Origin of the sequence: Marinitoga sp. 1154 (genome assembly GCF_013363285.1) — a bacterium.
Classification (GTDB): Bacteria; Thermotogota; Thermotogae; order Petrotogales; family Petrotogaceae; genus Marinitoga.
The window spans coordinates 1-24,821 of sequence record NZ_LBFB01000027.1 but is presented as its reverse complement, the minus strand read 5'-3'; the positions used below and the strand labels follow the sequence as shown (position 1 = coordinate 24,821).

At 26.9% G+C, this 24,821-nt stretch carries 21 protein-coding genes and 1 tRNA gene; 7 read left to right on the top strand and 15 right to left on the bottom strand.

The genetic code is table 11. The features are described 5' to 3' along the window. Positions 1-579 (bottom strand): AAA-like domain-containing protein (locus XO12_RS09915; protein WP_175420215.1); only part of this gene is annotated, 579 nt, incomplete at its 3' end. Between the two features lie 705 nt (positions 580-1,284). Next, positions 1,285-1,596, bottom strand: a complete 312-nt coding sequence (locus XO12_RS09910) for a cupin domain-containing protein (RefSeq protein WP_047266194.1) — start codon at positions 1,594-1,596, stop codon at positions 1,285-1,287. 58 nt (positions 1,597-1,654) lie between these two features. Between XO12_RS09910 and XO12_RS09905 the strand changes: the two genes are divergently transcribed. After that, the gene (locus tag XO12_RS09905; RefSeq protein WP_175420214.1) at positions 1,655-4,117 is read left to right on the top strand and encodes a DNA polymerase domain-containing protein; all 2,463 of its coding nucleotides are present in this window, start codon (positions 1,655-1,657) and stop codon (positions 4,115-4,117) included. Beyond that, positions 4,117-5,334 carry an aminopeptidase gene (locus tag XO12_RS09900; protein WP_047266192.1) on the top strand — a complete coding sequence of 406 codons (1,218 nt, stop codon included), beginning with the start codon at positions 4,117-4,119 and terminating at the stop codon, positions 5,332-5,334. The genes XO12_RS09905 and XO12_RS09900 overlap by 1 nt, the downstream gene beginning before the upstream one ends. 11 nt (positions 5,335-5,345) lie before the next feature. Here the strand turns inward: XO12_RS09900 and XO12_RS09895 are convergent, their stop codons facing one another. Beyond that, complete coding sequence (locus tag XO12_RS09895; RefSeq protein ID WP_175420213.1) at positions 5,346-6,230, bottom strand: ADP-ribosylglycohydrolase family protein; 885 nt, start codon at positions 6,228-6,230, stop codon at positions 5,346-5,348. A gap of 91 nt (positions 6,231-6,321) precedes the next feature. On the opposite strand from XO12_RS09895, the gene asnS reads away from it, so the two are divergent. Together asnS and XO12_RS09885 are read left to right on the top strand one after the other, a co-directional pair. Next, entirely contained in the window at positions 6,322-7,620 is a 1,299-nt protein-coding gene (gene asnS, locus XO12_RS09890; protein ID WP_047266190.1) for an asparagine--tRNA ligase, read from the top strand. 315 nt (positions 7,621-7,935) lie between these two features. Further along, positions 7,936-9,177, top strand: coding sequence for an MFS transporter (locus XO12_RS09885; RefSeq protein ID WP_047266189.1), 1,242 nt, complete (start codon positions 7,936-7,938; stop codon positions 9,175-9,177). A 37-nt stretch (positions 9,178-9,214) separates the two neighbouring features. On the opposite strand, the gene XO12_RS09880 is transcribed toward XO12_RS09885, so the two are convergent. The 7 genes from XO12_RS09880 to XO12_RS09850 all read right to left on the bottom strand — a co-directional run bounded on the left by XO12_RS09880 (position 9,215) and on the right by XO12_RS09850 (position 15,758). Continuing rightward, positions 9,215-9,676, bottom strand: coding sequence for a SoxR reducing system RseC family protein (locus XO12_RS09880; RefSeq protein WP_047266188.1), 462 nt, complete (start codon positions 9,674-9,676; stop codon positions 9,215-9,217). A gap of 1 nt (position 9,677) precedes the next feature. Next, positions 9,678-9,887, bottom strand: coding sequence for a hypothetical protein (locus XO12_RS09875; protein WP_047266187.1), 210 nt, complete (start codon positions 9,885-9,887; stop codon positions 9,678-9,680). Beyond that, positions 9,884-10,453, bottom strand: coding sequence for an RNA polymerase sigma factor (locus XO12_RS09870; RefSeq protein ID WP_231580393.1), 570 nt, complete (start codon positions 10,451-10,453; stop codon positions 9,884-9,886). Before XO12_RS09870 ends, XO12_RS09875 begins: the two co-directional genes overlap by 4 nt. A gap of 82 nt (positions 10,454-10,535) precedes the next feature. After that, a complete protein-coding gene (locus XO12_RS09865) occupies positions 10,536-12,518 on the bottom strand; it encodes a hypothetical protein (RefSeq protein ID WP_047266185.1) in 1,983 nt (660 codons plus the stop codon). A 115-nt stretch (positions 12,519-12,633) separates the two neighbouring features. Then, positions 12,634-12,709, bottom strand: a tRNA-Pro gene (locus XO12_RS09860). A 1,534-nt stretch (positions 12,710-14,243) separates the two neighbouring features. Next, a complete protein-coding gene (locus XO12_RS09855; RefSeq protein ID WP_047266183.1) occupies positions 14,244-15,467 on the bottom strand; it encodes an alkaline phosphatase family protein in 1,224 nt (407 codons plus the stop codon). Between the two features lie 21 nt (positions 15,468-15,488). After that, entirely contained in the window at positions 15,489-15,758 is a 270-nt protein-coding gene (locus XO12_RS09850; RefSeq protein WP_047266182.1) for an acylphosphatase, read from the bottom strand. Positions 15,759-15,887: 129 nt separating this feature from the next. On the opposite strand from XO12_RS09850, the gene XO12_RS09845 reads away from it, so the two are divergent. The 3 genes from XO12_RS09845 (at position 15,888) to XO12_RS11360 (ending at position 19,569) form a co-directional block, all read left to right on the top strand. Beyond that, entirely contained in the window at positions 15,888-17,843 is a 1,956-nt protein-coding gene (locus tag XO12_RS09845; RefSeq protein ID WP_175420212.1) for a hypothetical protein, read from the top strand. Positions 17,844-17,941: 98 nt separating this feature from the next. Further along, positions 17,942-18,697 (top strand): MBL fold metallo-hydrolase, encoded by a 756-nt coding sequence (locus tag XO12_RS09840; RefSeq protein ID WP_047266180.1) that lies wholly within the window; start codon positions 17,942-17,944, stop codon positions 18,695-18,697. Positions 18,698-18,708: 11 nt separating this feature from the next. Continuing rightward, positions 18,709-19,569: a methyl-accepting chemotaxis protein gene (locus tag XO12_RS11360; RefSeq protein WP_047266179.1), complete on the top strand. Its 861-nt coding sequence runs from the start codon at positions 18,709-18,711 to the stop codon at positions 19,567-19,569. A gap of 44 nt (positions 19,570-19,613) precedes the next feature. Here XO12_RS11360 and tpiA read toward each other — a convergent pair whose 3' ends face one another. From tpiA to XO12_RS09810, 5 genes are all read right to left on the bottom strand, one after another. Next, the gene (gene tpiA, locus XO12_RS09830; RefSeq protein WP_047266178.1) at positions 19,614-21,581 is read right to left on the bottom strand and encodes a triose-phosphate isomerase; all 1,968 of its coding nucleotides are present in this window, start codon (positions 21,579-21,581) and stop codon (positions 19,614-19,616) included. A 62-nt stretch (positions 21,582-21,643) separates the two neighbouring features. Beyond that, positions 21,644-22,648 carry a type I glyceraldehyde-3-phosphate dehydrogenase gene (gene gap, locus XO12_RS09825; RefSeq protein ID WP_047266177.1) on the bottom strand — a complete coding sequence of 335 codons (1,005 nt, stop codon included), beginning with the start codon at positions 22,646-22,648 and terminating at the stop codon, positions 21,644-21,646. A 137-nt stretch (positions 22,649-22,785) separates the two neighbouring features. After that, entirely contained in the window at positions 22,786-23,169 is a 384-nt protein-coding gene (locus XO12_RS09820; protein WP_047266176.1) for a YbaB/EbfC family nucleoid-associated protein, read from the bottom strand. Positions 23,170-23,481: 312 nt separating this feature from the next. After that, on the bottom strand, positions 23,482-23,919 hold the full coding sequence (locus XO12_RS09815; protein ID WP_047266175.1) for a nucleoside-triphosphatase: 438 nt from the start codon (positions 23,917-23,919) through the stop codon (positions 23,482-23,484). Positions 23,920-23,923: 4 nt separating this feature from the next. Further along, entirely contained in the window at positions 23,924-24,670 is a 747-nt protein-coding gene (locus XO12_RS09810) for an undecaprenyl-diphosphate phosphatase (RefSeq protein ID WP_047266174.1), read from the bottom strand. Positions 24,671-24,821 lie beyond the last annotated feature (151 nt).

The following is a 24,821-nucleotide window of genomic DNA, read 5'->3' as shown; positions in this document are numbered from 1 at the left end:
AAAGTATGGCACTTCTAAGTGTTCTGCTATGTTGAATGGACTGGCATTGTCTTCTAATATTCCACTTAGATATCCTACGCTTATTAATATTACACTTCTGAGTTTGTATATTTGTTTTTTGTGATATATACTTCGTATTATATGCAAAAATTCATTCATTATATTTTCATCTAATCTTTCAAATTCATCTATCATTAATACTATTTCTTTGTTTGTTTTTTTATATATTTCTAATATTGTTTCTCTTATTTCATCCAGTTCTTCTAATGTTTTTAATTCAATTTTTTGATTATATCTATATTCAATGTCATCTTCTATATCTCTGATAATGGTTTTTAAAAAACTTTTTAAACTTTTTTTCCCGTAACTTTCAAAAGATATAAATATTGGTAAATATTTATCTTTTATTTTTTCAACTATATCATTTAATAATGTTGTTTTTCCACTCTGTCTTGGTGCCGATACTGTAAAATATCTCCAATTTTCTATATGGTCAAGTGCTTCTTCCATTATATCTGGTCGCTCAACATAATAACATGTCTTTTTATCAACAGGTCCACTTGTACAGAATCTTCTCATGATTCACCTCCGGTGTTACACGCCTACGGCGGGTTATAAGATAAAAATTTAATATTTTAAAATTAAGTTGTCTAAAAAATCTCAAATGAAACGAAGGCTCGAAGATTGCCCTTACACGCTACCGCGGGTATAGGATAAAAGATTTTTATTATATAATTATAAATCTTTTTCCCTTAGATTTTTTATCCTAAAAAATCTAAGCGTAAATGGAAGCCGTCAAAATTACATGGATGTAATTTTGAGCGAAACAATACACGATGTATTGTTTGAGCGACGGCTGAGAATGAATAATTTTAAGGATAAGCAATCGAGCTGCCTGAGTGAATTTGACTTTTTAGACATCGTAATTTATTATTTTAAATAATAACTTTTCAATATTTTCAAAGAAAATATTCACATCTACGGTGGGTTATTTGATTAAAAAATTAGATTTTAAAAATAACTCTAAAAAATTAAAAACTTAATTTTTTAGAACGCTTTAAATGTTTGAAAAACAGATATTTTCGCTTGCAGCGTGTTAATGATATTGTTCTTTCGGGATAAATACAAGTCTCAAATTTTTCTTTAACATAATAATTACTTTTTTCGGTTATAATAATATTGTATATGACAATTTCTATAATTCTATCTTCGCTTTTTGGATTAGGTTTATATCTAAAACACAAAATTCATTATTTTTCACTAATTTCAACATTTTTACTATTATTAATTAAGTAATTTAATCACTAATACGTTTAATCTGTCATTAGAATTGTTTATTATTCCATGCTCAATATTTTTATCACAATAAATCATGTCATTTTCATTTACATCGATTTTTTCATCAGATAACTCAACTACACCTTTTCCTTTAGAAATAAAAAATATTGCATCAAATGGTGTGGAATGTTTTTTTACAACTTCTCCTGATTCTAAACTGATTAAAACTATTTCTAATTTTTTTGAGGTTAATAATTTTCTCGCATCAAAATTTACTTCTGATAATTTTTCTAATGAATCATATTTAATAATTTTCATATTATCCCTCCTGATAATTTTAGATTATAAATAATTATACCACAGTGGTGATAAATATATGATAACTTCAATATGGCAAGACCCTTCAACTAAGGAATTTTATTTTAAAGAAAATATTAATTCTAAACTTAAAAAAGAATATAAGTATTTTAATTTAATCTTTGAAGATGTTTATATAGATAAAGTTGAAAAAATTCTGTCTAAATACAGAATAAAAAGTTTTGTTAACATTGATTTTAATTGGAAAGATATATATGGAAAAAATTTGATAAACACAACTCTTGACATTTCTTATAATCTATTTAAGAAGATTTCTGATGAATTGGAAAAAAATAATATTTATTTGTATGGAAAAAACATAATGAATATATTTAGCAAAAACATATCTGAAAATCCTGATGATAAAAAAGTTTGGTTTTTAGATATTGAAATTACAAGTGAAAACGTGGATGATTATAGTGGTTATATTACTTCAATTACATATTATGATACTTATAAAAATGAATATTACGCTTTTGTTGTATATAATAAAAAACTCTATTCTAATAAAAATATTATATTTTTTGATTCTGAAAAAAATATGTTGAAATATTTTAGTGAAATAATAAAAAAGGACCAACCTGATATTATAACAGGCTGGTTCTCAAATGGATTTGATATTCCTTATTTAATAAAAAGAGCCGATATTTATAATATAAATTTAAGTGCAATTCCATATTTAAAACACTCTTCATATCAAAGTGATGGCCGATTTTATAATAATATTCCCGGAATAAATTTAATAGATTACCTTGAATTATATAGACGATATGTTTTAGATAAGCCCGCATCATACAAATTAGATATTGTTGCCAAACATCACAAAATATTAGGCAAAACCGAATATAAGGGATTCAATTATTATAATAAAGATATGAGAAAATTTATTGATTATATTTTTAGAGATGTTGAAATCCTCGTAGAACTTGAGAATAAATTAAAATTAATAGGTTTGATATGTTCTCTACAATCATTAATAAGGATTCCATATAATTTGTTATTTGGAACTTCTATTTCTATTGAACATTTTATTCAACAATTTATTTTAAAAAATAAAATTACTTTTAGATTTTATGAAAGAGAAAAAAATGATATAAAAATAACAGGTGCTATTGTTTTAACTCCACCAAATAAAACATTTGATAATGTTATTGTACTAGATTTTACCTCTCTTTATCCAAATATAATTGCTACCTATAATATTTCTCCAGAAACACTTGTGTATAGTTCGAATTATAATGAAAGACATATAGACCTTGGAAGAATTCTTGTTGAAGAAGAAAACGATGTTTATAGACCTTTGAAGTTTTCTCTAAAAAAAGAGGGAATAATACCTGCATTAATAAAATTCTTTTTAAAAGAACGTTTATATTATAAAGAATTAAAAAAAAATACAGATCCTGACGACCCTAACTACGTTATATATGATATTAAACAATATAATTATAAAATACTTCTAAATTCAATATATGGAGTATTAGGAACTGATAATTTTGCACTTCATGATACAAGAATTTATCTGGCTATTTTAGCTGCCGCAAGATCTGCATTAAGATTTGTAAATAACGAATTGAATAATCATCATTTTAAAAATATATCTATAAATGGAAGATATATTGATTTCAAAACAAAAGTGCTTTATTCCGATACAGACAGTTCTTTTAACTATATAGAATGTGATGAAAAACTGAATAAAAAAGATATTTTGGAAATAGGAAATTTTTTAACAAATTATATTAATGAAAGTATTCAAAAAGAATTAATAACCAAATTTACAAAAGAGAAAATTGAATGCACTTTAAATATGGAAGTTGATAAAATTTATAAACGAGTTCGTTTTTTTGGAGTAAAAAAACGATATTTTGGATATGATTTTGACAGGAAAATCATCACACATGGTGTGGAAATTGTACGAAAAGATACTCCAGATATTTTGAAAAATATCTTATCTTCTCTCTTTTTAAAAGCGTTAGATAATGAATTAAAAATGGATGATTTTATATTTTACTACAACGAACTAAAAAAATTCCCATTAGAAGATATTGCTATAATAAAAAGTATTAGAAAAAAAGATTTTACAAAATATAAAACATTGCCAAACCATATAAGATCTGCTATTTTTATGGAAAAAGTTTATAATTTTAAATTTAATTATGATGATAGATTATTATATTATTATATAAAGTATTATAATTTCAAGCATTTTGAAACTATAAAAAATATTTTTAATAAGAATCAAAGTGGAAAGATTTATTATATATCTGCTAGTATTGAAAGGAAACATCTTGAAGATTTCAAAAAATTATTATATAATGATTTTGAAATAGATTATTTTACTCTTTTCAAAAAACAAATTCTATCATCTTTAAAACAATTTTCTGAATATAAAGATTTAATTGAAAAAACTGAATTAAAAATAAAGTTAATGGAAGGATATCCTTTAAAAGCTGAACAATTAAAATTATTTAAGGAGGAAACATAATGGAAAAATTAATGGAAAAATACGCTGAACTTTTAGTAAAAGTGGGAATTAATGTACAGAAAGGGCAAAGAGTTTTTTTAAGATCTACAATAGATGCTGTAGATTTCACGCGAATAGTTGCAAAAAAAGCTTACGAAGCTGGAGCAAAAGAAGTATATACAGTATATAACGATGAATATATGTTATTTTTAAAATTAAAATATGCTAATGATGAGTTGTTAAATGAATTTCATCAATGGGAAGTAGATATGGCAAAATATTTTTGTGATAAAAAAGGGGCATTTTTAAGTATTATAGGTTCTGACCCTGATATATTAAAAACAATTGATCCACAAAAAATTGGACAATATTCCAAAACAAGGCAAACTGCTATGAAGGATGTATCAAAAGTTATAATGGCCGATAAAGTTTCATGGTCAATTGGTGCTGTTCCTTCAAAAAAATGGGCAGAAAAAGTATTTCCTAATTCTGATAACCCTATACAAGAATTATGGAATGCAATATTAAAAATCGTTAGAGTTAATGAAAATGAAGACCCCATTCAATTATGGAATAAACATTTAAATAATTTAAAAGAAAAAACAAAATATTTAAATAATAAACAATATGATTATTTAAGATATGAAGGCCCTGGTACTGATTTAACTGTAGGATTACCAAAAAATCACAAATGGTTAGGCGGTGCCCAAAAAAATGAAGATGGAATTGTTTTCCTTCCAAATATTCCAACTGAAGAAGTATTTACAGCACCTCATAAAAATAAAGTAAACGGATATGTTAGAAATAGCAAACCATTGGTATACGGTGGAAACGTAATCGATGGTTTTACAATGGAATTTAAAGATGGAAAAATTGTTAAAGTAACAGCAGAAAAAGGTGAAGATATATTAAAACAGGCTATATCTTTAGATGAAGGCGCTAGTTATCTTGGAGAAGTTGCTTTAGTTCCTGTTGATTCTCCAATCTATCAATTGAATGTAGTATTTTACAATACATTATTTGATGAAAATGCTGCTTCACATTTTGCTTTTGGAAGAGCGTATTCTACGTGTGTTGAAAATGGTGAAAATATGAATGAAGAAGAATTAAAAACTGTTGGTTTAAATAATAGCATTACACATGTTGATTTTATGATTGGAAATGAAGAGATGAATGTATACGGTATAAAAAATGGAAAAGAAGAGTTAATTATGAAAAACGGAAAATGGGTAATATAATAAAATCTCCCTCAACGGGAGATTTTATTATATAATCTTTTTATTGTATCTATAATCAAATCTTTTTTCGCAATCTTTAATACCCATAATTTTGGAATTTCATTAAATCCATAATACGCTCCTGCTAATTGACCTATTATTGCCCCAATAGTATCAGTATCTCCTTTAAAATTTATAGCTGTTAAAACAGCATCTTTAAAATTATCTGTATTATAAAAAGACCATAATGCAATTTCAAGCGAATCAAGAGATGTTGAGGAAGATATTATCTGGCTTTCACTTTTATATTTAATATCAACGATTCTCAACTTAACATCATATATCAAATCCATATGCTTATGCACTTCATCCATCAAAAATTGTTTATCTTTTCCATTAATAGCCTGATGTAATATTCCTCCAAACAATTTGCAAGAATGTATTGTAAATATATTATTATGGGTTGTATAGGCACTTTGTCCGGAATAATATATAGCATCTTTAAATGAATTTTTAAAATACATTGGAACAGGCGCTAACCTTGCCAATGGTTTATTGGAATCCTTTTCTGTAATTTCAACAAAAGAATTATTATTTTCATAATATACAAGAGCTTCCATTGTCTGGTTATCTATACCAAATGCCTTATTTTTTGATGATAGGTAACCTTCATCTATCCATTTTATATATTTTCTCATCTGACTTTTCAAATCAAACCCATCTTCAATTAAGCTTTCTGCAAGGCACAAAGCCATTGAAGCACTATCAGTCCATTCACCTGCATTTAAATTATATACTCCACCACTCGAAAAATCCTTTATATGTTCTACATCTATATTTTTATAGGGAGCCCCTAAAGCATTTCCGACAATCAATCCAAATAAAGCACCTGCAAATCTATCCTTTAAATTATTCACAATTATGCCCCCTTTCTAAAGATTAATTAATTTTATTATAACATAGAATATGTTATAATATATAAAAACTAAAATTTTGGGAGGGAGAAAAATGGAATGGGTATATATAAAGGATATGAAAAAGTATATTGGTAAAAAGATTGAATTTAGAGGATGGTTATGGAATAAAAGAGCAAGTGGAAAAATAGCCTTTTTGCAGTTAAGAGATGGTACTGGATTTGTCCAGGGGATTGTTGAAAAAGCTACATTAGGTGAAGAAAAATATCAACAAGTAAAGAAATTAAAAATGGAAAGTTCTTTAATCGTCAGAGGTACTGTGGTTGAAGATCAAAGATCACCTGTTGGTTTTGAGTTACATATAGACGAAGTTGAAATTATTCATAACCCTGTTGAAGACTATCCAATTTCCAAAAAAGAACATGGAATAGACTTTTTGATGGAACATAGACATTTATGGCTCAGATCAAGAAGACAATTTCACATTTTAAAAGTAAGACACGAAATCATTAAAGCTATTAGGGAATTTTATAATAACAATGATTTTATTTTAATTGATACACCTATATTCACAGGATCAATAGGAGAGAGTGCAGGAAATACATTTGAAATAGAATATTTTGATTATGGAAAGGTTTATCTCGCCCAGACAGGTCAATTATATCTCGAAGCTGCTGCAATGTCTTTAGGGAAGGTATATAATTTAGGGCCAACTTTTAGAGCAGAAAAATCGAAAACCAGAAGACATTTAATAGAATTTTGGATGAATGAGGCTGAAGTTGCATATTACAAACATGAAGATAATATGAAATTGCAAGAAGATTTAGTATCATATATTGTAAAAAAAGTTTTAGAAAATGCTTCTGAAAATTTAGTTGCACTTGATAGGGACATCAGTAAGTTAGAAAAAATTGAAGCTCCATTTCCTCGAATTACATATACAGAAGCTATAAAATTATTGAATAAAAAAGGTTCAGATATTAAATGGGGTGAAGATTTAGGTGCTGACGATGAAACTTTAATTTCCGAAGAATTTGATAGACCTGTAATTATTGAAAAATATCCAAAATCAGTAAAAGCATTTTATATGCAACCAGATCCAGAAAACCCGGATGTTGTCTTATGTGATGACATGATAGCTCCAGAAGGATATGGCGAAATAATAGGCGCTTCAGAGAGAATCTGGCAGGAAGATGTTCTTATAGAAAGATTAAAAGAAAACAATTTACCTGTTGAAGGATATCAATGGTATCTTGATTTAAGAAAATTTGGTTCTGTTCCACATAGTGGATTTGGCCTTGGCATTGAAAGAACCGTTGCCTGGATTTGCGGATTAAAACATATTAGAGAAGCAATTCCTTTTGCAAGAACATTATACAGGGTTTATCCTTAATGGTTTCATTATTTGATATAACACCTCTGTTCAAAAATTAATTACAATGTTGTTTTAGAGTAACTTTAATTCTAAAATGTTCAAAATAAATTATTTATTAACCCCCCGTTTAACGGGGTTTTTTATATTATATAATATTCAATATTTCTTTATATTTTATATATAGTTTTTTAACACACACCAATTGAGATTTGGAGAAAAAGTAAGAAAGTGGTATCATAAAAAACATGGCGTGGAAAATTTTTGTGAGTAAATCTGATTTCTTGAATATCATATTCTAATGATTATACAAAGTTTATTTTCAGGGGTGAAATTATGGACAAAAAATTCAAGGATCTTCAATTTTATAAATTCTGCACTTATGGTTTTCTGAAAAATTTAAGATTTTTCGAACCATTTCTAATTTTATTCTTTTTAGAAAAGGGATTATCTTATTTTCAAATAGGATTATTATATTCTGTAATGAAGATTTCTACAAATATACTCGAAATACCAACAGGTATTGTTGCAGATTCTATTGGAAGACGCCGCTCGATGGTATTTTCTTTTTCAAGTTATATCATTTCTTTTTTGATTTTCTATATTTCTAAAAGCTTCTATTTATTTACTTTTTCTATGATTTTATATGCTTTTGGAGAAGCTTTTAGATCTGGAACTCATAAGGCAATGATTTTGGAGTATTTAAAAATAAAAGGCTGGCAGAATTTGAAGGTTTACTACTATGGAAATACGCGTTCTTGTTCTCAATTAGGCTCTGCTATTTCTTCACTGCTGGCAGCTGGAATTGTTTTTTATTCTGGAAATTACCAAACTGTATTTTTAATTTCTGTTATTCCATATGTTCTTGATTTGATTTTAATGCTAACTTATCCTAAAGAGCTTGACGGAGAATTAAAAGAATTCAACTGGAAAAATTTTAAACAATCTTTTTCATGCGTGATATATGAATTTGCTATGTCTTTTAAAAGTTTTAATTTATTCAGGAGTATTCTTTTAACTGCAACATATAGCGGCTTTTATTCTGCTATAAAAGACTTTTTGCAACCAGTATTAAAAACGTTTGCACTATCTCTACCTATTTTTATGTATCTGGAAAATGAAAAGCGCTCGGCAATTGTAATTGGTATAGTTTATTTTATAATTTATTTACTCACTTCATTTTTTTCAAGAAAATCTGGAAAATTTTCGGAACATTTTAAAAATCTTTTAAATCCATTACTTATTACAATGAATTTAGGTTTTATTTTTGGTATTATAAGTGGATTTACCTATAATTCAAATTGGTTATTTATGTCAATTATTTTTTATCTTGGAATATATCTAATTGAAAATTTAAGACGACCTATAGGAGTTGCATATATTTCTGAAAATATCAATAGTAATATTTTGGCTTCTGTTTTATCTGCAGAATCACAATTAAAAACCATTTTAGCTGCTATTATAGTTCCTATAGTTGGATTTTTATCTGATAAATTTAATGTGGGTATTGCCCTTATGATAATTTCTTCTAGTTTTTTATTGATAAATTTATTCTTTATTTCTCAAAAAAAGAGATGAATATTTATAAAAAATACCCACAACCTGGTGGGTATTTTTAATTATTGATTATTCCTAATTTTAAATCAAAATTTTTCGATTTTGGCAATACTTCAACAACAGCTGGTTTATATTTCTTTTTAAAAACTGTCCTATCCACATATGCTATGATACCATAAGCAATTGCCAACCCAACTATCCCTGCGACAAATGCCTGTGTATCGTTTTTGGTTAAAGTATATGTTATTACCAACAAGGCTATAAATAAAGTTAAAGGAAAACCATAAATTATAAATGATATTTTTGAGATTGAAAAATCTGGTATTTCAATTACCACGTAATCACCTATATCTGGAATCTTTCTAAACTCCTTTTTTTCAATTGTCATTAACCTTTCACTATTGCTACCAGTTAAATTACATGCACCATTTAGCGAACAACTTTCGCAACTTGAACTTCTTGTGCTTATTAATTTTACTTTTTCTCCTTCAATAGAATTAACAATAAATATTTCTCTCATTTTAATCCTCCATATCCAAACTTACAATAATTTTAGATATTATTGTTTTTTTACATCTATTAACAATAGCATAGCTTTCCTGTGAAAGAAAATATGCTTTTACATACATTTTATATTTTTCAATTTCATCTTCCAATGATTGATCCATTTGTTCAATGTATTCTCCATCAAGTATTTTATTTAATAAATCATATCTTCTTTCATCAATCATACAAGATTTTCCTCCTTCAAGAGTTTTTGGAATTTTTTTCTTGCATAATGCAACCGGCTTTTTACACTTCCCAATGGTTTATTTAATTTTTCGGCAATTTCATCATAACTTAACCCATCTATATCCCTCAACTTTATTAAAAGTCTATCTTCTTCAGAAAGTTTATCCATTATTTTTGTTATTTTATCCATTTCCATTTCATTTAATACTTCACTGGACACATTTACATCAGCTTCTGGTTGTAATCCAAATCCTTCTGTATAATTTTCTGTTAAATCTATATTTTCAACTATGTTTTTCTTTTTCTTTCTAATATAATCTTTCCCTACATTTACAGTAACCTGATATATCCATGTGGATAATTTAGAATCTCCTCTAAATGTATGTATTCCCTTAAAAATTTTAAAAAAAACTTCTTGAAGAGCATCTTCTATTTCACTTATATCAACAAATTTCTTTAATGTTACATATATTTTTGGCGCATATATATTATATAATTCTTCAAATGCTTCTTTGTCTTTCTTTTTTAATTTTTCTACCAATTTTTTTTCATTCAAGAAAATCACCTCTCTGTGGCCTTTTTTTAATTATACCACAAAAGAGGTCTCATCATATTTTTAGACTAAATATATTTAATTTAGTTCAATATTATTTAACTTCTAATATAATATTCTGTAAATATAAATTTGTTAAATTCGATAATAAAATTGGTTTTTCAGGATCAGATATATCGTATATTAAAAGCCCATTTTCACCATCTGCTACATATAAATAATTATCTCTTATATATCCTCCATAACAAAAACCTTTTGTATCAATAGTCGTTAATAATATTGGCTTTGATTTATTAGAAACATCTATTAAGGAAAATCCTTTATTACCTTGTGCATAAAAAACTATATCATTTGAGACAAATACCCTCGCCCATTCTGATTCAAGAGTTAATTTAGATACTAATTTTGGATGTTTCTTATCCTTTACATTTATTATTTTTAACCCTTTACCTCCATCTGCCAGATAAGCTATATCATTTTCCACCACAACATTATATGCGAATCCTTCTGCGTCAAAATAACTCAATAGCTTCGGAATTTTCTCATCAGAAACATCTACAATAACAAATCCATCATATCCCATTGGTATATATGCATAATTATTTTCTACAAATATCCTTCCCGATGCCCCTTGCAATTCAAGATAACTCATAGTTTTTAATGAATAATCTTTTTCTATTTTAGCAATTTCCATTCCTGAACTTCCTTCTAAAATATATGCCACATCTTTTTTTACAAATATCGAATAAACTTTCCCAAATGTTTCTAATTTTGTAACTTTTTTTGGATTCTTTATATCATTAATATCAGCTACCACAACACCATTTATCCAATCTGCTATGTATGCATGCTTATCTCTTACATATAAACCAACCGCCCATCCTTCGGTGTATACATGATTTATTATTTTTGGTTTTTCAGGATCTGTAACATCAATAATATACATCCCTATTCCACTACCAGTAGTATATACATATTTTTTATTTTTATTTTCAATATTTTGTGTTTGATTTGTTTTTGATTGAGCAATATTTATATTCTTTTCTGTTTGAGTTGATTGTATTGTTATAACACTACTTTCAACTGTTATTAATGATGTTTCAGTTGACTCCTCAGTTGCTTGTTCTTTTATTAATAATTGCTTTGTTGAAAAATTCCATATTGAACTTTCTTTTTCTTCATTTCCTGATTTTGCTACAACTTTCCAATAATAAACCTTTCCATAATCAACTGACATATCATAAAATTGATATCCTAAATTTTGTGCAACTAAATTCAAATTCTGTGGTTTTAATCCAAGATACAAATCAAAAAGTGCTTCTTTCCCTTCATATTTCCATTTTAATGTAATATTTGTTTCTAAATTTGTTGCTCCATTGGTTGGTATTGGTTCAAATGGTTTCCCTAACTTTTTTACAGATTTTGTTTGAAATACCCATATATCACCATAACGAATGCCTCCATGCCCATCTTTTACTACTATTTTCCAATAATATCTGGCATTCTCTTTCAAATTAACTTCTATTGATGGAATTTCTATACCGGTAGCTATTGGCTTCATTGTATCTATAGAACGGCCTAAATAAACATCATAATATATTTTATCTCCATCTAAATCTTCACTTTTCCAGCTTAACGTTGTTATTAAAGGAACATTTATCTCTCCATCTTTCGGATTGGGAGAATGTGGTTTTAGCGGTATTGCATTTTCTGTACTAAAAAACCAAATTTCGCTTTCACTTTTATCTTTTTTATCTCTGGCCACTACTTTCCAGTAATACGTTTTATTATAATTTAATATTTTGGAAAAAGATGTTTCAGATAAGTCTGACGCAACTGGAGTTAATTTATTTTTATCTGTTGAAAGATATAAATCATATGTCAAACTATCTCCATCTGGATCACTTGCATTCCATGTAAAAACTGTATTAACAGGTATTTCTGTTGCACCATTAACTGGTGAATACAATTCAGGAATTGAAGGTGGTTCATTTTTAAATATTATAGGTACTACAACTATGCCTGTCATTATTACTATAAATGAAGATATTGCAAGTATTATAAGTTTTAATCTCAACTCAATCACCTCTATAATTCTCAATTAATTTATTGTTCTATCCATTTTATTGTTCTATAAAATAAAAAGTCATTCCTAATAATTATAAAAAAATGCCAACCTTACTGGTTGGCATTGGTCGGGGCGACTGGACTTGAACCAGCGACCTTTTGCGCCCCATGCAAACGCGCTCCCATCTGCGCCACGCCCCGATATCGCGAGTATTATACCATAATTATATTATTTAGTCAATACTTTATTATTGACTTTTAGTTACCTATATTATATAATTTTAGATGTTCTAAATTATTATTAGGCTGTCTAAAAAGTCTCAAATGAAACGAAGGCTCGAAGATTGCCCTTACACGCTACCGCGGGTATAGGATAAAAGATTTTTATTATATAATTATAAATCCTTTTCCCTTAGATTTTTTATATTAAAAAATCTAAGCGTGAATGTAAGCCGTCAAAATTACATGGATGTAATTTTGAGCGAAACAATACACGATGTATTGTTTGAGCGACGGCTGAGAATGAATAATTTTAAGGATTAGCAATCGAGCTGTCTGAGTGAATTTGACTTTTTAGACAATCTAAATTATTATTGGAGTGGATATTATGAACAAATATTTTTATGAATTCAAAATGAAAGCATTACAACATATTTTACTTCCTATTATTTTCCTAACTTTTTTATACATTACATATGGTGTTGTTATTCAAGGATTCCTTTCTGTAGAATTACAAAATTTTTTTAATATTTCCTCAAAATTTTTATCTTTATTGAATATTCCAGTTTTTGCTGGCATGTGCCTGGGAATTTATATATCCACCCATAAAATCAAATATAAAAAAAGCACTTATTTTTTATTAATCGTTTCTGTTTTAATAAACATATTTATTTTCTTTTCAAAAAATATATTTTATTTTTCTATAATTAGATTTATTACAGGTATTGGGTTTGGATATTTATTTGGTTATATAAATTTTTATTACCATTATTATAAATCTAAACATAATATTACCAGCTTCGCTTTAGAAAGCGGAAGAACTTCAGGAATTATTTCTGCTGCATTTTTTTCTTATTATTTCGTACAAATTTTAGGCTGGAAATTCGCTTTTTTTTCACTTATAAATGGTGTCTTTATAATTATCAGTATAAATTTTTTACCAAATATTCGTCATAACAAACATATTTCTTTAGATAATTTTTCAATAAAAAAGAAAGCATTATCCATATTGTTTATGACTATTTACTTAATTATTGGAAGCAGTTATTATATTTTTATAATAAACATTAAATATATTTTAATGACTATTTTCAAAGACATCTCAATTTCAAATTTATATTTAATTCTTTTTTCTGGTTTTTTTGTATTTAGTTTTATTGTTTCGGCTTTTTTATATAATAAGTTTGATATGAGAAATACCCTCTTTACCCTGATTTTCTTACTAATGTTTATTAGCTTTTTAAGCTTGTTTACATTTTTCAAAAATCAATTGATATTTTTTATACTATTAAATATAACAATTCAAAATATAATATGGAATGCAACTATATTATATAGTGTGTCTTTTTTTAATGTAAATGAATATTATTTTATAATAAAACATATGTTTTTTATGATTTCTATTGGAGGAATTTTAGCCTCTATATTTTCTTTTTTATTACATAAAAATCTTATTTATAATATTTTCTCATTTACAATATTTTCTTATTTTATCTTTCTTATAATAATATTTATATTACCCAAAAATTATAACAGGCACAATCATTTCATGAAATGATAATCCTCCATGTTTTCCTTTTAAATGCACAAAAGAGCCACCATACTTATAAACAAAACTATAATTACTTTTTGATATCATTACATAATCCCCAACCCTTTCTTTATATTTATTGTTTAGTTTTGCTCCAAACAAATTTATTTTTTCTGCCTCTTCTATATCTATAAGATTACCAAAGTCTTTATATTTTGAATTAAAAAATTCATAAAAGAATTTTTTATTTTTTGTATAAAAATACATCATTCTCATTTCACCACCTGGCGGAATCCATAAATATTTGGAGATTTCGCTCTCATTTGAAAATCTTATCTCCTTAATCAAAGGCGTTTCGAGCATTCCATGATCTGCTGTAATTATAATAATTGTATCATCACGTATTTTTTTATCCATTTTACTCAAAAATTCATCTTCAAACATTTTTAAAAACCAGTATATTTGTGTTTTATATTTAATATCTTTTGCCCCATATTTATGACCAATACCATCAACATAACCATAATATGCAAATTGAAATGATTTATAGCCTGTATTATGAAAACTTTCAAGCTTATCTAAAACCATACCAAACATTTCAACTAAAGATTTGTACCCTTTTATATTACTTCCTTTATTATGAATTTTACTCAATCCGCTATTTACAATATCTGAATGTGTATGGGTAAATGTTTTTACCTCTAATTTTTCTAAAATTTCATCAATCGTTTTTACTTCTAATAAATCATTTACCAAAAATGGCTCAAATGCCCCCTTTCCTCCGACTAATGGAGAAAAATCTATCATATTAACTAAAGATCCTAATTCTTTTAAAAATAACGTATATCCTAAAATCCCATGATCCGCAGGAGCTTGTGCCGTCATCAGTGTTGTAATTGCATTGGCTGTTGTTGAAGGAAATACAGACGTTGCCGGAAAAAATTGATTCTTTGTTAAATATTTGAATTCATCTTTCTTTTCTCTTAAGACTAATTTAAATGTATTATAACTCATTGCGTCAACTAAAAATAAAACTATATGTTTTTTATTTTTATGAGGTATTGGATATGGTTTATAAAAAGGAATTCCATCAAAATTATAAATAACCCAATTAATTATATTTAAAATAGAATACTCTTGATAATGAGGCAATATCCCTAATCCCTCAACTTTATTTTCATATATTTTTTTTAAAATGTTTTCCCACATTTATATCACCACTTTCAAAGATTAATATTTTATTGAAAAATATGTATATCCTTTTGGAGAAACATTATCTTCAATAATATTTTCAACATAAGAAAATCCATTGCCTTTAATTATGTATTGTTTTAAATTTTCTATGTTTTCAATATTTCCTTCAGCCCATATTTCAACACTACCATCTGACATGTTCATTACATATCCGTTTATATCTAATGATTTTGCAATCTTATTAATAAACCATCTAAAGCCAACTCCCTGAACTCTACCATATACTCTGTATTTTTTTGCAAACATTTCCATCCTCCTAAAGAATAATATTTATAATTATTTTACCATTTTTAATATTAAAACGTCAAATTTTAGTTTTTTTCTGGTATACTATAAATAAGAAAATAAAATTTTGAAAGGGGGAAGTTTTTAAATATGAAAATAAAAACTTATCTTTTAAGTATGTTCTTAATAATATCTATTTTTGTGGTAGCAAATCAATCTCTTTTTATCAATAGTTATGAGGAAGGTATTAGTTTGATTAATTTTGAGAACCCATTGAAACCTAAATTAATTGCCTCATATCCAAACATTTTTAATATAAAAAATTTACCACTATTCTTCGATTCTAAAGTTACAGCTTTTTTTTCAAATAATGATTTTATGGTTATTGGCTTAAAGTCTAATAAAATCTATTTTATTAATTTAAAAATCAATAAATTTCAGATTTTTACTCTTAAAAATTTTCCAACCCAAATTAAACAATACGAAAATATTATTTATGTTTCTGTATATAATAATGAAATTATTCCATTTAAAATAAGTGGAAATAAAGTGGTAAAAGCTTTTAGAATTAATTCAATAGGTGAAACTTATGATTTTTCATTTTCAGAAAATTATTTATATGTTGCTGATGGTATAAAAGGCCTAGCCATTTATTCAAAATCTGGAAATTCTTATAAATATATGAGACATTTAAAAACAGGTGGAGATGTTCAAAAAATTTATATTGATGGTTCATACCTTTATACTTTAGATGGAGCAAAAGGAATTTCTATATTTGATATATCTTTTAAATTACTTCCTTTTTTAGTTAAAACCGTTGATACTGGAGGCGGAGCTAATGCTATTTTAAAATATGGAAATTATTTATATGTAACTGATAGATGGTACGGATTAGAAGTGTTTAATTTAAAAGATATAAACAAACCTGCTAAAAATAAAAATGATAAAATAAAGCCAATTTTTCAATATTATACTTTAAATACACCTATTGATCTAAAAATGATAAATAACAATTATTTAATAGTTACTGACGACTGGGGAGGATTGGAAATTTTTAATATTTCTAATCCTCAAAAGCCAGAATTGGTAAAAATATTTAATAATCATACTGATCTCCAAGGTTTGTACATAAAAGATAATTATTTATATGCTGCTGATAGAAAAGATGGATTGATAATTTTTGATATTAGTAACCCTGAAAATCCCAAAGAACTTTCTTCAAGAAAAACTTTAAATTTAAAATTATTGCCAAAAAAATTGGAAAAAACCTTAAACGATGCTGTAAGTGTATTTGCGCATAACAATTATGCATACATTGCAGATAGGCAAAACGGATTTACTATTTTTGATATATCCAATATGAAAAATTTGAAATTATTATCAAATTATGTGGATGTTAAAGAAGGCAATAATGTTATTCTGGGTTATACTAATAATTTTATAGTTGAAAATAATTTAGCATTTATTGCCGATGGTTATAAGGATTTAGTAATATTAGATATTACAAACAAAAATAAGCCAAAAATTCTTTCTATAAATAGAGTAATTGGTAGAACCATGGATTTAGCCAAAAAAGATAAATATATTTTCCTTTCTACAGACGATGTTGGATTTGAAACTTTTAAATTAGATAATGGAAACGTAAAACATTTACTACCAAAATTTAGAATCAATGGATTTGCAAAAGATATTGAAATTTATAAAAACAAGGCTTATCTGGCTGTAGATTGGAAATATACAGTTTTAAAAAATAAAACTGTTCCTGTTGGAGAACCCGGAATTTATATAATAAATATAAAAGATCCTGAAAATCCATCAATTGAAAACGTTATAAAAATAAACGATGAGGGTATATTAAAAGTACGCATCTTTAAAGATTTAGGATTTGCAGCTTTAGGTGAAAATGGATTTGCAATTTTTGATACTAATAATGGAAAAATTTTATCAATTATTGATACACCCGGAAACACTAAAGATTTATATGTAAAAAACAACTATTTATATGTTGCTGATGGAAAAAACGGATTGATGATTTTTAACATTCAAAATCCTGAAAAACCTATTTTTGTAAAAAAATTATTCTGGATGACTTTTGGCAATTTTTAAGTCAAATTTTTATAAAATTACATAAAATAATAATATGATTTGTTAAATGAAACTACTTAATTTTATATAGTTGGTTTAAACTAAAAGGAGGTTTTTCGATGTCGAATTCCGTTGTTTTATTTGAAAATGATAACCATAAATTTATCTATTTAGGTGTAGAAATAAATAATCTTGAAGGTATTTTTACCAATCAATTTTTAATTATTCATAATGATGAAGGTGTTTTATTAGATCCAGGTGGTGTTCATGTTTTCCCAAGAGTACTGGCAAATGTTTCCGAACATATATCCACTGATAAGATAAAAGCAATATTTTATACACATCAAGATCCTGATGTGTCGTCTGGTATTGCTTTATGGAGTTCTACTTTAGATAATGTAAAAATTTATATTTCTGCATTATGGGAAAGATTTTTGCCACATTTTGGAGTTTTTGATTCTTCCAATCTTGTTCCTATTAAAGATAAAGGAGGAGAAATTAAATTTTCAGATGGTTATTCGTTAAAAATTATTCCTGCTCATTTTTTACATTCACTTGGTAATTTTACCTTATATGATCCAATTTCAAAAATATTATTTTCAGGTGATATTGGTGTCGGTGTTGTCCAACCATCCGAAGATAAAATATTTGTTGAAAATTTTAATGAATATAAACAATATATGGAAGGATTTCATAAAAGATATATGTCTTCGAATATTGCCGCAAAAAAATGGATTGAGATAGTCTCAAAATTTGATGTAGAAATGATGACTCCTCAACATGGTTTATTGTTCAAAAGAAATGAGTATAATCAATTTTTAAATTGGTTTAAAGATTTAAAATGCGGTATTGACATTATAAATGAGATATATTAGGATGTGGTAAAGTGAAAAAGGATAACTTTAAAAATGAGTACTTTAAAAAAGTCATAGAAAAAATCGCAGAAAGTATATATCACGAAAACATCCTCACTTCCTTTATTGAAAATCTGGATGAAGTAATTGGCGAAAGATTTGAAAACGCGGAACAATTGACTAAAAAAGTGGGGAATAAAATTATCGAATCTATCGATAATACTGAAGCAATTACTAAAGAAATAGAAGAAATGACAATAAAGAGCGAAAATGAAAAGGATAAAATATCCATTTTAAATAAAAACATCATCGAAAAACTGAGTACAATTGGCGATAATTTAAATGACGTTAAAAATGATGTTAACGAGTCAATTAATATGGTTTCTGATGCTTTGAGTAATTTTGACGAAGTTATTGGAATAACAAAAAATATAAATAAAATTGCAAGAAAAACTAATATGCTTTCAATAAATGCATCTATTGAAGCAGCAAAAGCAAAAGAACACGGAAGAGGATTTGCCGTAGTTGCAGAAGAAATACAAAAATTATCCACTGAAACAAATGAAAGTGCAAAAAAAATAAATGAAAAAATTAATATTTTATCTTATGAAATAAAAAATGTGTTAGAGAAAATAAATTATATATCAGAACTTTTTAACATTATAGCTGAGGTTACAGAGAGTTCTTTAGAGATACTTGAAAAAAATGAAAGTTTCCTTGATGAATTAATAGATTCTCTTCATTCTAATTCTGTTTTGTTGGAAAATAATCTCGGAAATTTATCTATGTCAAAAGAAGAAATGTTGGAGTTAATAAATACAATTTCAACATTAAATTCTGTAATTAAAAATGTGTTAAATATGCAAAAAAAGATAAAAGATATAAAAATATAATTATAAATATAAAAAAACATAGCAGGTATTCCTGCTATGTTTTTTTATATTATTATGTTTTTCATTATATTTGCTAATTCTATAAATGATTCTTTTAATGATGCTCCACCAACCAGTCCACCATCTATATTTGGTTTTGTAAATAATCCGAAATAATTATCAGGTTTCACACTTCCCCCATATAATATTGTTATGGACTCTGCAGTTTCTAAATCGTATATTTCTGATAACAACTCCCTAATATATGCATGAACTTCTTCAGCCTGTTCTGGTGTTGCAACCTTTCCAGTACCAATTGCCCAAACTGGTTCATAAGCAATGATTATTTTTTGAACTTCACCTTTATCTAATCCGTATAATCCTTCTTTTATTTGTTTTTCAATAACATTAAAGGTTAATCCTTTTTCTCTTTCTTCAAGCTTCTCTCCAATACAGAAAATAGGTGTCAATCCCTTTTCCAATGCTTTTTTTATCTTTTTATTTATTATCTCATCTGTTTCTCCAAAAATATTTCTTCTTTCTGAATGGCCTAATATTACAAATTCAACACCTATAGATTTTAACATCCCTGCCGAAATTTCTCCTGTATATGCTCCAGAATTTTCAAAATACATATTTTGTGCAGATACTTTTATATTAGTACTTGAAGTCAAATCAACAGCTTTTTCTAATGCTAAAAATGTTGGCGCAATTATAATGTCAAATTTCTTTTCCTTGCCTATATTTGCTGTCAATTTTGAAATGAATTCAGCTGCTTCTAAATTGGTTTTATTCATTTTCCAGTTCCCAGCTAATATATATCTTCTTTTATTTATTTTTTTTTTAGATGCAATACTTGCTATTCCTGGTAATTCTTTTCCTTCTAAAAATTCTAATGATGCACCACCACCAGTTGATACATGAGATACTTTTCTTTCCAAACCAAACAATTCAATGGCAGCTGCACTGTCTCCACCACCAATAATTGTAATAGCACCTTCTTCAGTAATATCTGCAACCATATTAGCAACTTCTTTAGTTCCAGTTGCAAAATCTTCTATTTCAAATACACCCATTGGTCCATTCCATACAACAGTTTTTGCACCTGCTAATTTATCTTTAAATAATTTAATGCTATCTGGTCCTATATCTAAGCCCATCCATCCTTCTTCTATTCCATCTTCAATTTTTGCAATTTTCTTTTCAACACCAGCTTCTAATTTTTGAGCAATTATAGCATCAACTGGTAATACTAATTCAACACCTTTTTCCTTCGCCTTTTCTAACAATTCCTTTGCAAGATCAACTTTATCTTCTTCAAATCTCGAAGAGCCTATTTCTTTTCCTAATGCTTTTAAAAATGTAAACATCATGGCTCCACCAATTAATATTTTATCAGCTTTATCCAATAAGTTATTTATAACTCCAATTTTATCTGAAACTTTAGCTCCTCCTAAAATTACAATATATGGTTTTTCAGGACTAGATGTAGCTTTCGATAAAAATTTTATTTCCTTTTCCATTAAGAATCCTGCAACACTTGGTATAAATTGAGCAATTCCAACATTTGAGGCATGTGCTCTGTGCGCAGTACCAAATGCATCATTTACATGAATATCTGCTAAATTAGCCCATTCTCTGGCTAATTCTAAATCATTTTTCGTCTCACCTTTCATATATCTTGTGTTTTCTAATAATAATACTTCTCCTTCTTTTAATTCATTAACAGCATTTTTAACCTTTTCTCCAATTACTTCAGGAACAAATTTCACTTCTTGATTTAGTAGTTCAGATAATCTATCTGCTACTGGTTTTAGAGAAAACTCTGGTTTAGGTTCTCCTTTTGGTCTTCCTAAATGAGACAATAATATAACCTTCGCACCTTCATTCAACACATGTTTTATAGTGGGTAATGCTGCTTTTATTCTTTTATCATTTGTTATTACACCATCTTTCATTGGAACATTAAAATCTACTCTCATAATCACTTTTTTATCTTTTAAATCTATATCTTTTATTGTCATTTTTTCCATTATACTCTCCCCCTTTTTCATATTTTTAAAAAGGGGACTTAACAGCCCCCTATTTTAGTAATTTATATTAATTCTGCTAATCTTTCTGCTAAATCCACAACTCTTGCAGAATATCCATATTCATTATCATACCACGAAGCTACTTTTACTAATGTACCATCCATAACTTTTGTCAATGTTGCATCAAAAATTCCCGAAAATGTTGTTCCAATAATATCAGAAGAAACAATCATATCTTCATTATATCCTAAAATACCTTTTAAGTATGTTTCTGAAGCCTCTTTCATTACCGCATTTATTTCTTCTGCTGTTGTTTCTTTTTCAACAACTACTGTTAAATCTGTAATTGAACCGTCTGGAGTTGGAACTCTCATAGCAATACCATCCAATTTTCCTTTTAATTCTGGAATAACTACACCTACAGCTTTAGCTGCACCTGTTGTTGTCGGTATAATATTCACAGCTGCTGCTCTTGCTCTTCTTAAATCACTATGAGGCAAGTCCAATACTCTCTGGTCATTTGTAAAAGAATGAACTGTTGTCAATAACCCCGTTTTAACACCAAATTTTTCATTTAATACTTTAATTACTGGAGCTATTGAATTTGTTGTACAGGATGCGTTTGAAACAACTACATGTTCTTTTGATAACAATTCATCATTTACTCCTAGCACAACTGTTAAATCAACTTCTCCTTTTGCTGGAGCAGTAATTAAAACTTTTTTAGCCCCTGCTTCTATGTGTGGCATAGCTTTTTCTTTATTTCTAAAAACACCTGTTGATTCAATAACAATATCTACTCCTAAATCTTTCCATGGTAAATTTGCAGGATTCTTTTCAGCAAATACTTTTATTTCTTTTCCATTTACAACAAAACCATCTTCTGAAACTTCCACAGTTCCATCAAATTTCCCATGAACACTATCATATTTTAACAGGTGAGCCAATGTTTTTGGATCTGTCAAATCGTTAATAGCCACAACTTCAAAATTTTCTCTTTTCATCATTTCTCTAAATACTACTCTCCCAATTCTCCCAAAACCGTTAATAGCAATCTTAATAGCCATAATAAGAACACCTCCTGAATTTATAGTAAATTTGAATTTTGTTATTTTTTTCTCTAAGTATATTATAGTTCTCTTATTTGAAATTAATATTTTACTATTATAAATTTTTATCGATAATTATATTTAATTAATGTTAATTATAGCCCTAAATTCAATCCACCTAAATATTTTTGGGAAATTTTTTCTGTTTCTTCTTCTTTAAACTTTTTTGCTTTTTCTAAAGCTTCATTGGCTGCAGCAATGATCATATCTTTTATTATTTCAAATTCTTCATCTTCAAGTTCATCTGAAATTTCAATATCTTTTATTCTTAAATCTCCTGAAACTATAACTTTTACCACCCCACCACCACTTGTTGCTTCAAAATCTTTTAAAGATAATTCATTTTCAAACTTTTTCATTTCTTGCTCCATTAATTCTTGTGTTTTTTGTGCTTCTTGCATCAATTTCATTATATCATTCTTTTTTCCTCCAGAACCTTTTAAACTTCTTCCACCTAATCCTCTAATCTTTTTCGCCATTTCTTTCCCCTCGCTTTTCAATTTATTTTAAATATTTTATTCTAGTTTTATCAGTTATATTATATCATAAATCTCAAATTTTAATGATTATGTTTAAATAAATTAAAAATTCTCACTTTTTAGTGTGAAATTTTTTTCATATTATGTACAAAAGCAGACTATATAAAAAGTTACCTTTTATATAAAATTGTCTTATTTTCGTAACTTTGAATTAATATATCTAAGATATAATAATTTTGAAATCCCCATCCCCCGATTCCATATAGATATATGGTTTCATAAAAGCTCCGGAGGAATCCGGAGCTTTTATTTTTATAATTCTATATTTTCTCTATTTTCTTCAGTAATTTCTATAATAGGCAAATCTTTTAAAAAGTAATACCTTTCATGAAAAAATAATCTTATTATCCCTATAAAATTTCTACTTTCCTCTATAATTCTTTCTAATTCATTCAAATATGGTACATACTTCTCTTCCAAAAAGCCTATTTCATCAACAACAAAAAAATCTGGAAATGTTATTTTCTTTAATTCGTATGTTATCAATTCAAATCCAGCATAATTTATACTCATACCAAGTAATGTTTTTTCTCCTATAATATATTTTTTATTCGAATTCAACAAATATGCATACAGATATTTATCACTTTTTTTTGTAAATATGCCGTATTTTATATTATATTTATTTATTGCTTTATTTAAAATGGTACTTTTACCTATTCCCATTTTTCCTGTTAAAAGCAATTTCATAAAATCACCCAATAATAAAACTTAATATAGCAGTAAAAATAGTATAATATCCAAAATATTTGAGTTTCCCATTAATTACAGTCTTTTTTAATATATATAAACCAAAAACCCCAAAAATAAATGTTGAAATTCCAGAATATATAACAGGCATAGTAAAGGTTACTTTATTTATTTCCAATAGTCCAGCTCCAAAAGTAACAGGCAAACTCATTAAAAATGAATATTTTAATGCATCTTCTTTCTTTATGTTTAATATTAAGGCGCCAAATAATGTAAAACCGCTTCTGGAAATTCCAGGGAAAATAGCCGCCGCTTGAAATAACCCGATAATTATTGCATCAATATAACTAATATCAATTAAATTTTTATTGCCTTTAAATTTATCAGACAAAATCATAGCTATAGATGTAAATAGAAAAAATAATCCCACAATTTTTAAAGATGAAAAAGCTTCACTTATTTGATCTTCAAATAAAATACCTATAATTGCAGCAGGAATAGTAGACACAATTATTTTCAAAGCAAGGTTCCATGCCTCTTTATCGAGTGTGAAAATTCCTTTTAATATAAACCATACTTCTTTATATACAAATAGCAATACAGCAAAAAATGTCATTAAATGTAAAAAAGCAAAAAACGAAACATTAGGATTAAAATTTATCAATTTCGAGAACAATGCAAGATGCCCCGAACTTGAAACTGGTAAAAATTCTGTTAATCCTTGAATAACACCTAAAATAATCTCATTCATGTTTCCACCCCTATTCATTTAATATGTGTAAATTCAATTTACAGAATATTGATTATAAGCTATTTCGAAAAAGGGCATCACCCCCACACTTGGTGTTGATTTACTTTTGTAGTATTATTATATTGTACCCAAAACTTATTGGAGGTGATAC

What these genes read in the sequence shown, in the direction of transcription:
- XO12_RS09855 (WP_047266183.1), bottom strand. Translation starts at nt 15,467, where the DNA reads ATGTGGGAAAACATTTTAAAAAAAATATATGAAAATAAAGTTGAGGGA.
- XO12_RS09815 (WP_047266175.1), bottom strand. Translation starts at nt 23,919, where the DNA reads ATGAAATTGCTTTTAACAGGAAAAATGGGAATAGGTAAAAGTACCATT.
- XO12_RS09900 (WP_047266192.1), top strand. Translation starts at nt 4,117, where the DNA reads ATGGAAAAATTAATGGAAAAATACGCTGAACTTTTAGTAAAAGTGGGA.
- XO12_RS09910 (WP_047266194.1), bottom strand. Translation starts at nt 1,596, where the DNA reads ATGAAAATTATTAAATATGATTCATTAGAAAAATTATCAGAAGTAAAT.
- gap (WP_047266177.1), bottom strand. Translation starts at nt 22,648, where the DNA reads ATGGCTATTAAGATTGCTATTAACGGTTTTGGGAGAATTGGGAGAGTA.
- XO12_RS09845 (WP_175420212.1), top strand. Translation starts at nt 15,888, where the DNA reads ATGAAAATAAAAACTTATCTTTTAAGTATGTTCTTAATAATATCTATT.
- XO12_RS09820 (WP_047266176.1), bottom strand. Translation starts at nt 23,169, where the DNA reads ATGGCGAAAAAGATTAGAGGATTAGGTGGAAGAAGTTTAAAAGGTTCT.
- tpiA (WP_047266178.1), bottom strand. Translation starts at nt 21,581, where the DNA reads ATGGAAAAAATGACAATAAAAGATATAGATTTAAAAGATAAAAAAGTG.
- XO12_RS09885 (WP_047266189.1), top strand. Translation starts at nt 7,936, where the DNA reads ATGGACAAAAAATTCAAGGATCTTCAATTTTATAAATTCTGCACTTAT.
- XO12_RS09810 (WP_047266174.1), bottom strand. Translation starts at nt 24,670, where the DNA reads ATGAATGAGATTATTTTAGGTGTTATTCAAGGATTAACAGAATTTTTA.
- XO12_RS09905 (WP_175420214.1), top strand. Translation starts at nt 1,655, where the DNA reads ATGATAACTTCAATATGGCAAGACCCTTCAACTAAGGAATTTTATTTT.
- asnS (WP_047266190.1), top strand. Translation starts at nt 6,322, where the DNA reads ATGGAATGGGTATATATAAAGGATATGAAAAAGTATATTGGTAAAAAG.
- XO12_RS09840 (WP_047266180.1), top strand. Translation starts at nt 17,942, where the DNA reads ATGTCGAATTCCGTTGTTTTATTTGAAAATGATAACCATAAATTTATC.
- XO12_RS09850 (WP_047266182.1), bottom strand. Translation starts at nt 15,758, where the DNA reads ATGTTTGCAAAAAAATACAGAGTATATGGTAGAGTTCAGGGAGTTGGC.
- XO12_RS09875 (WP_047266187.1), bottom strand. Translation starts at nt 9,887, where the DNA reads ATGATTGATGAAAGAAGATATGATTTATTAAATAAAATACTTGATGGA.
- XO12_RS09880 (WP_047266188.1), bottom strand. Translation starts at nt 9,676, where the DNA reads ATGAGAGAAATATTTATTGTTAATTCTATTGAAGGAGAAAAAGTAAAA.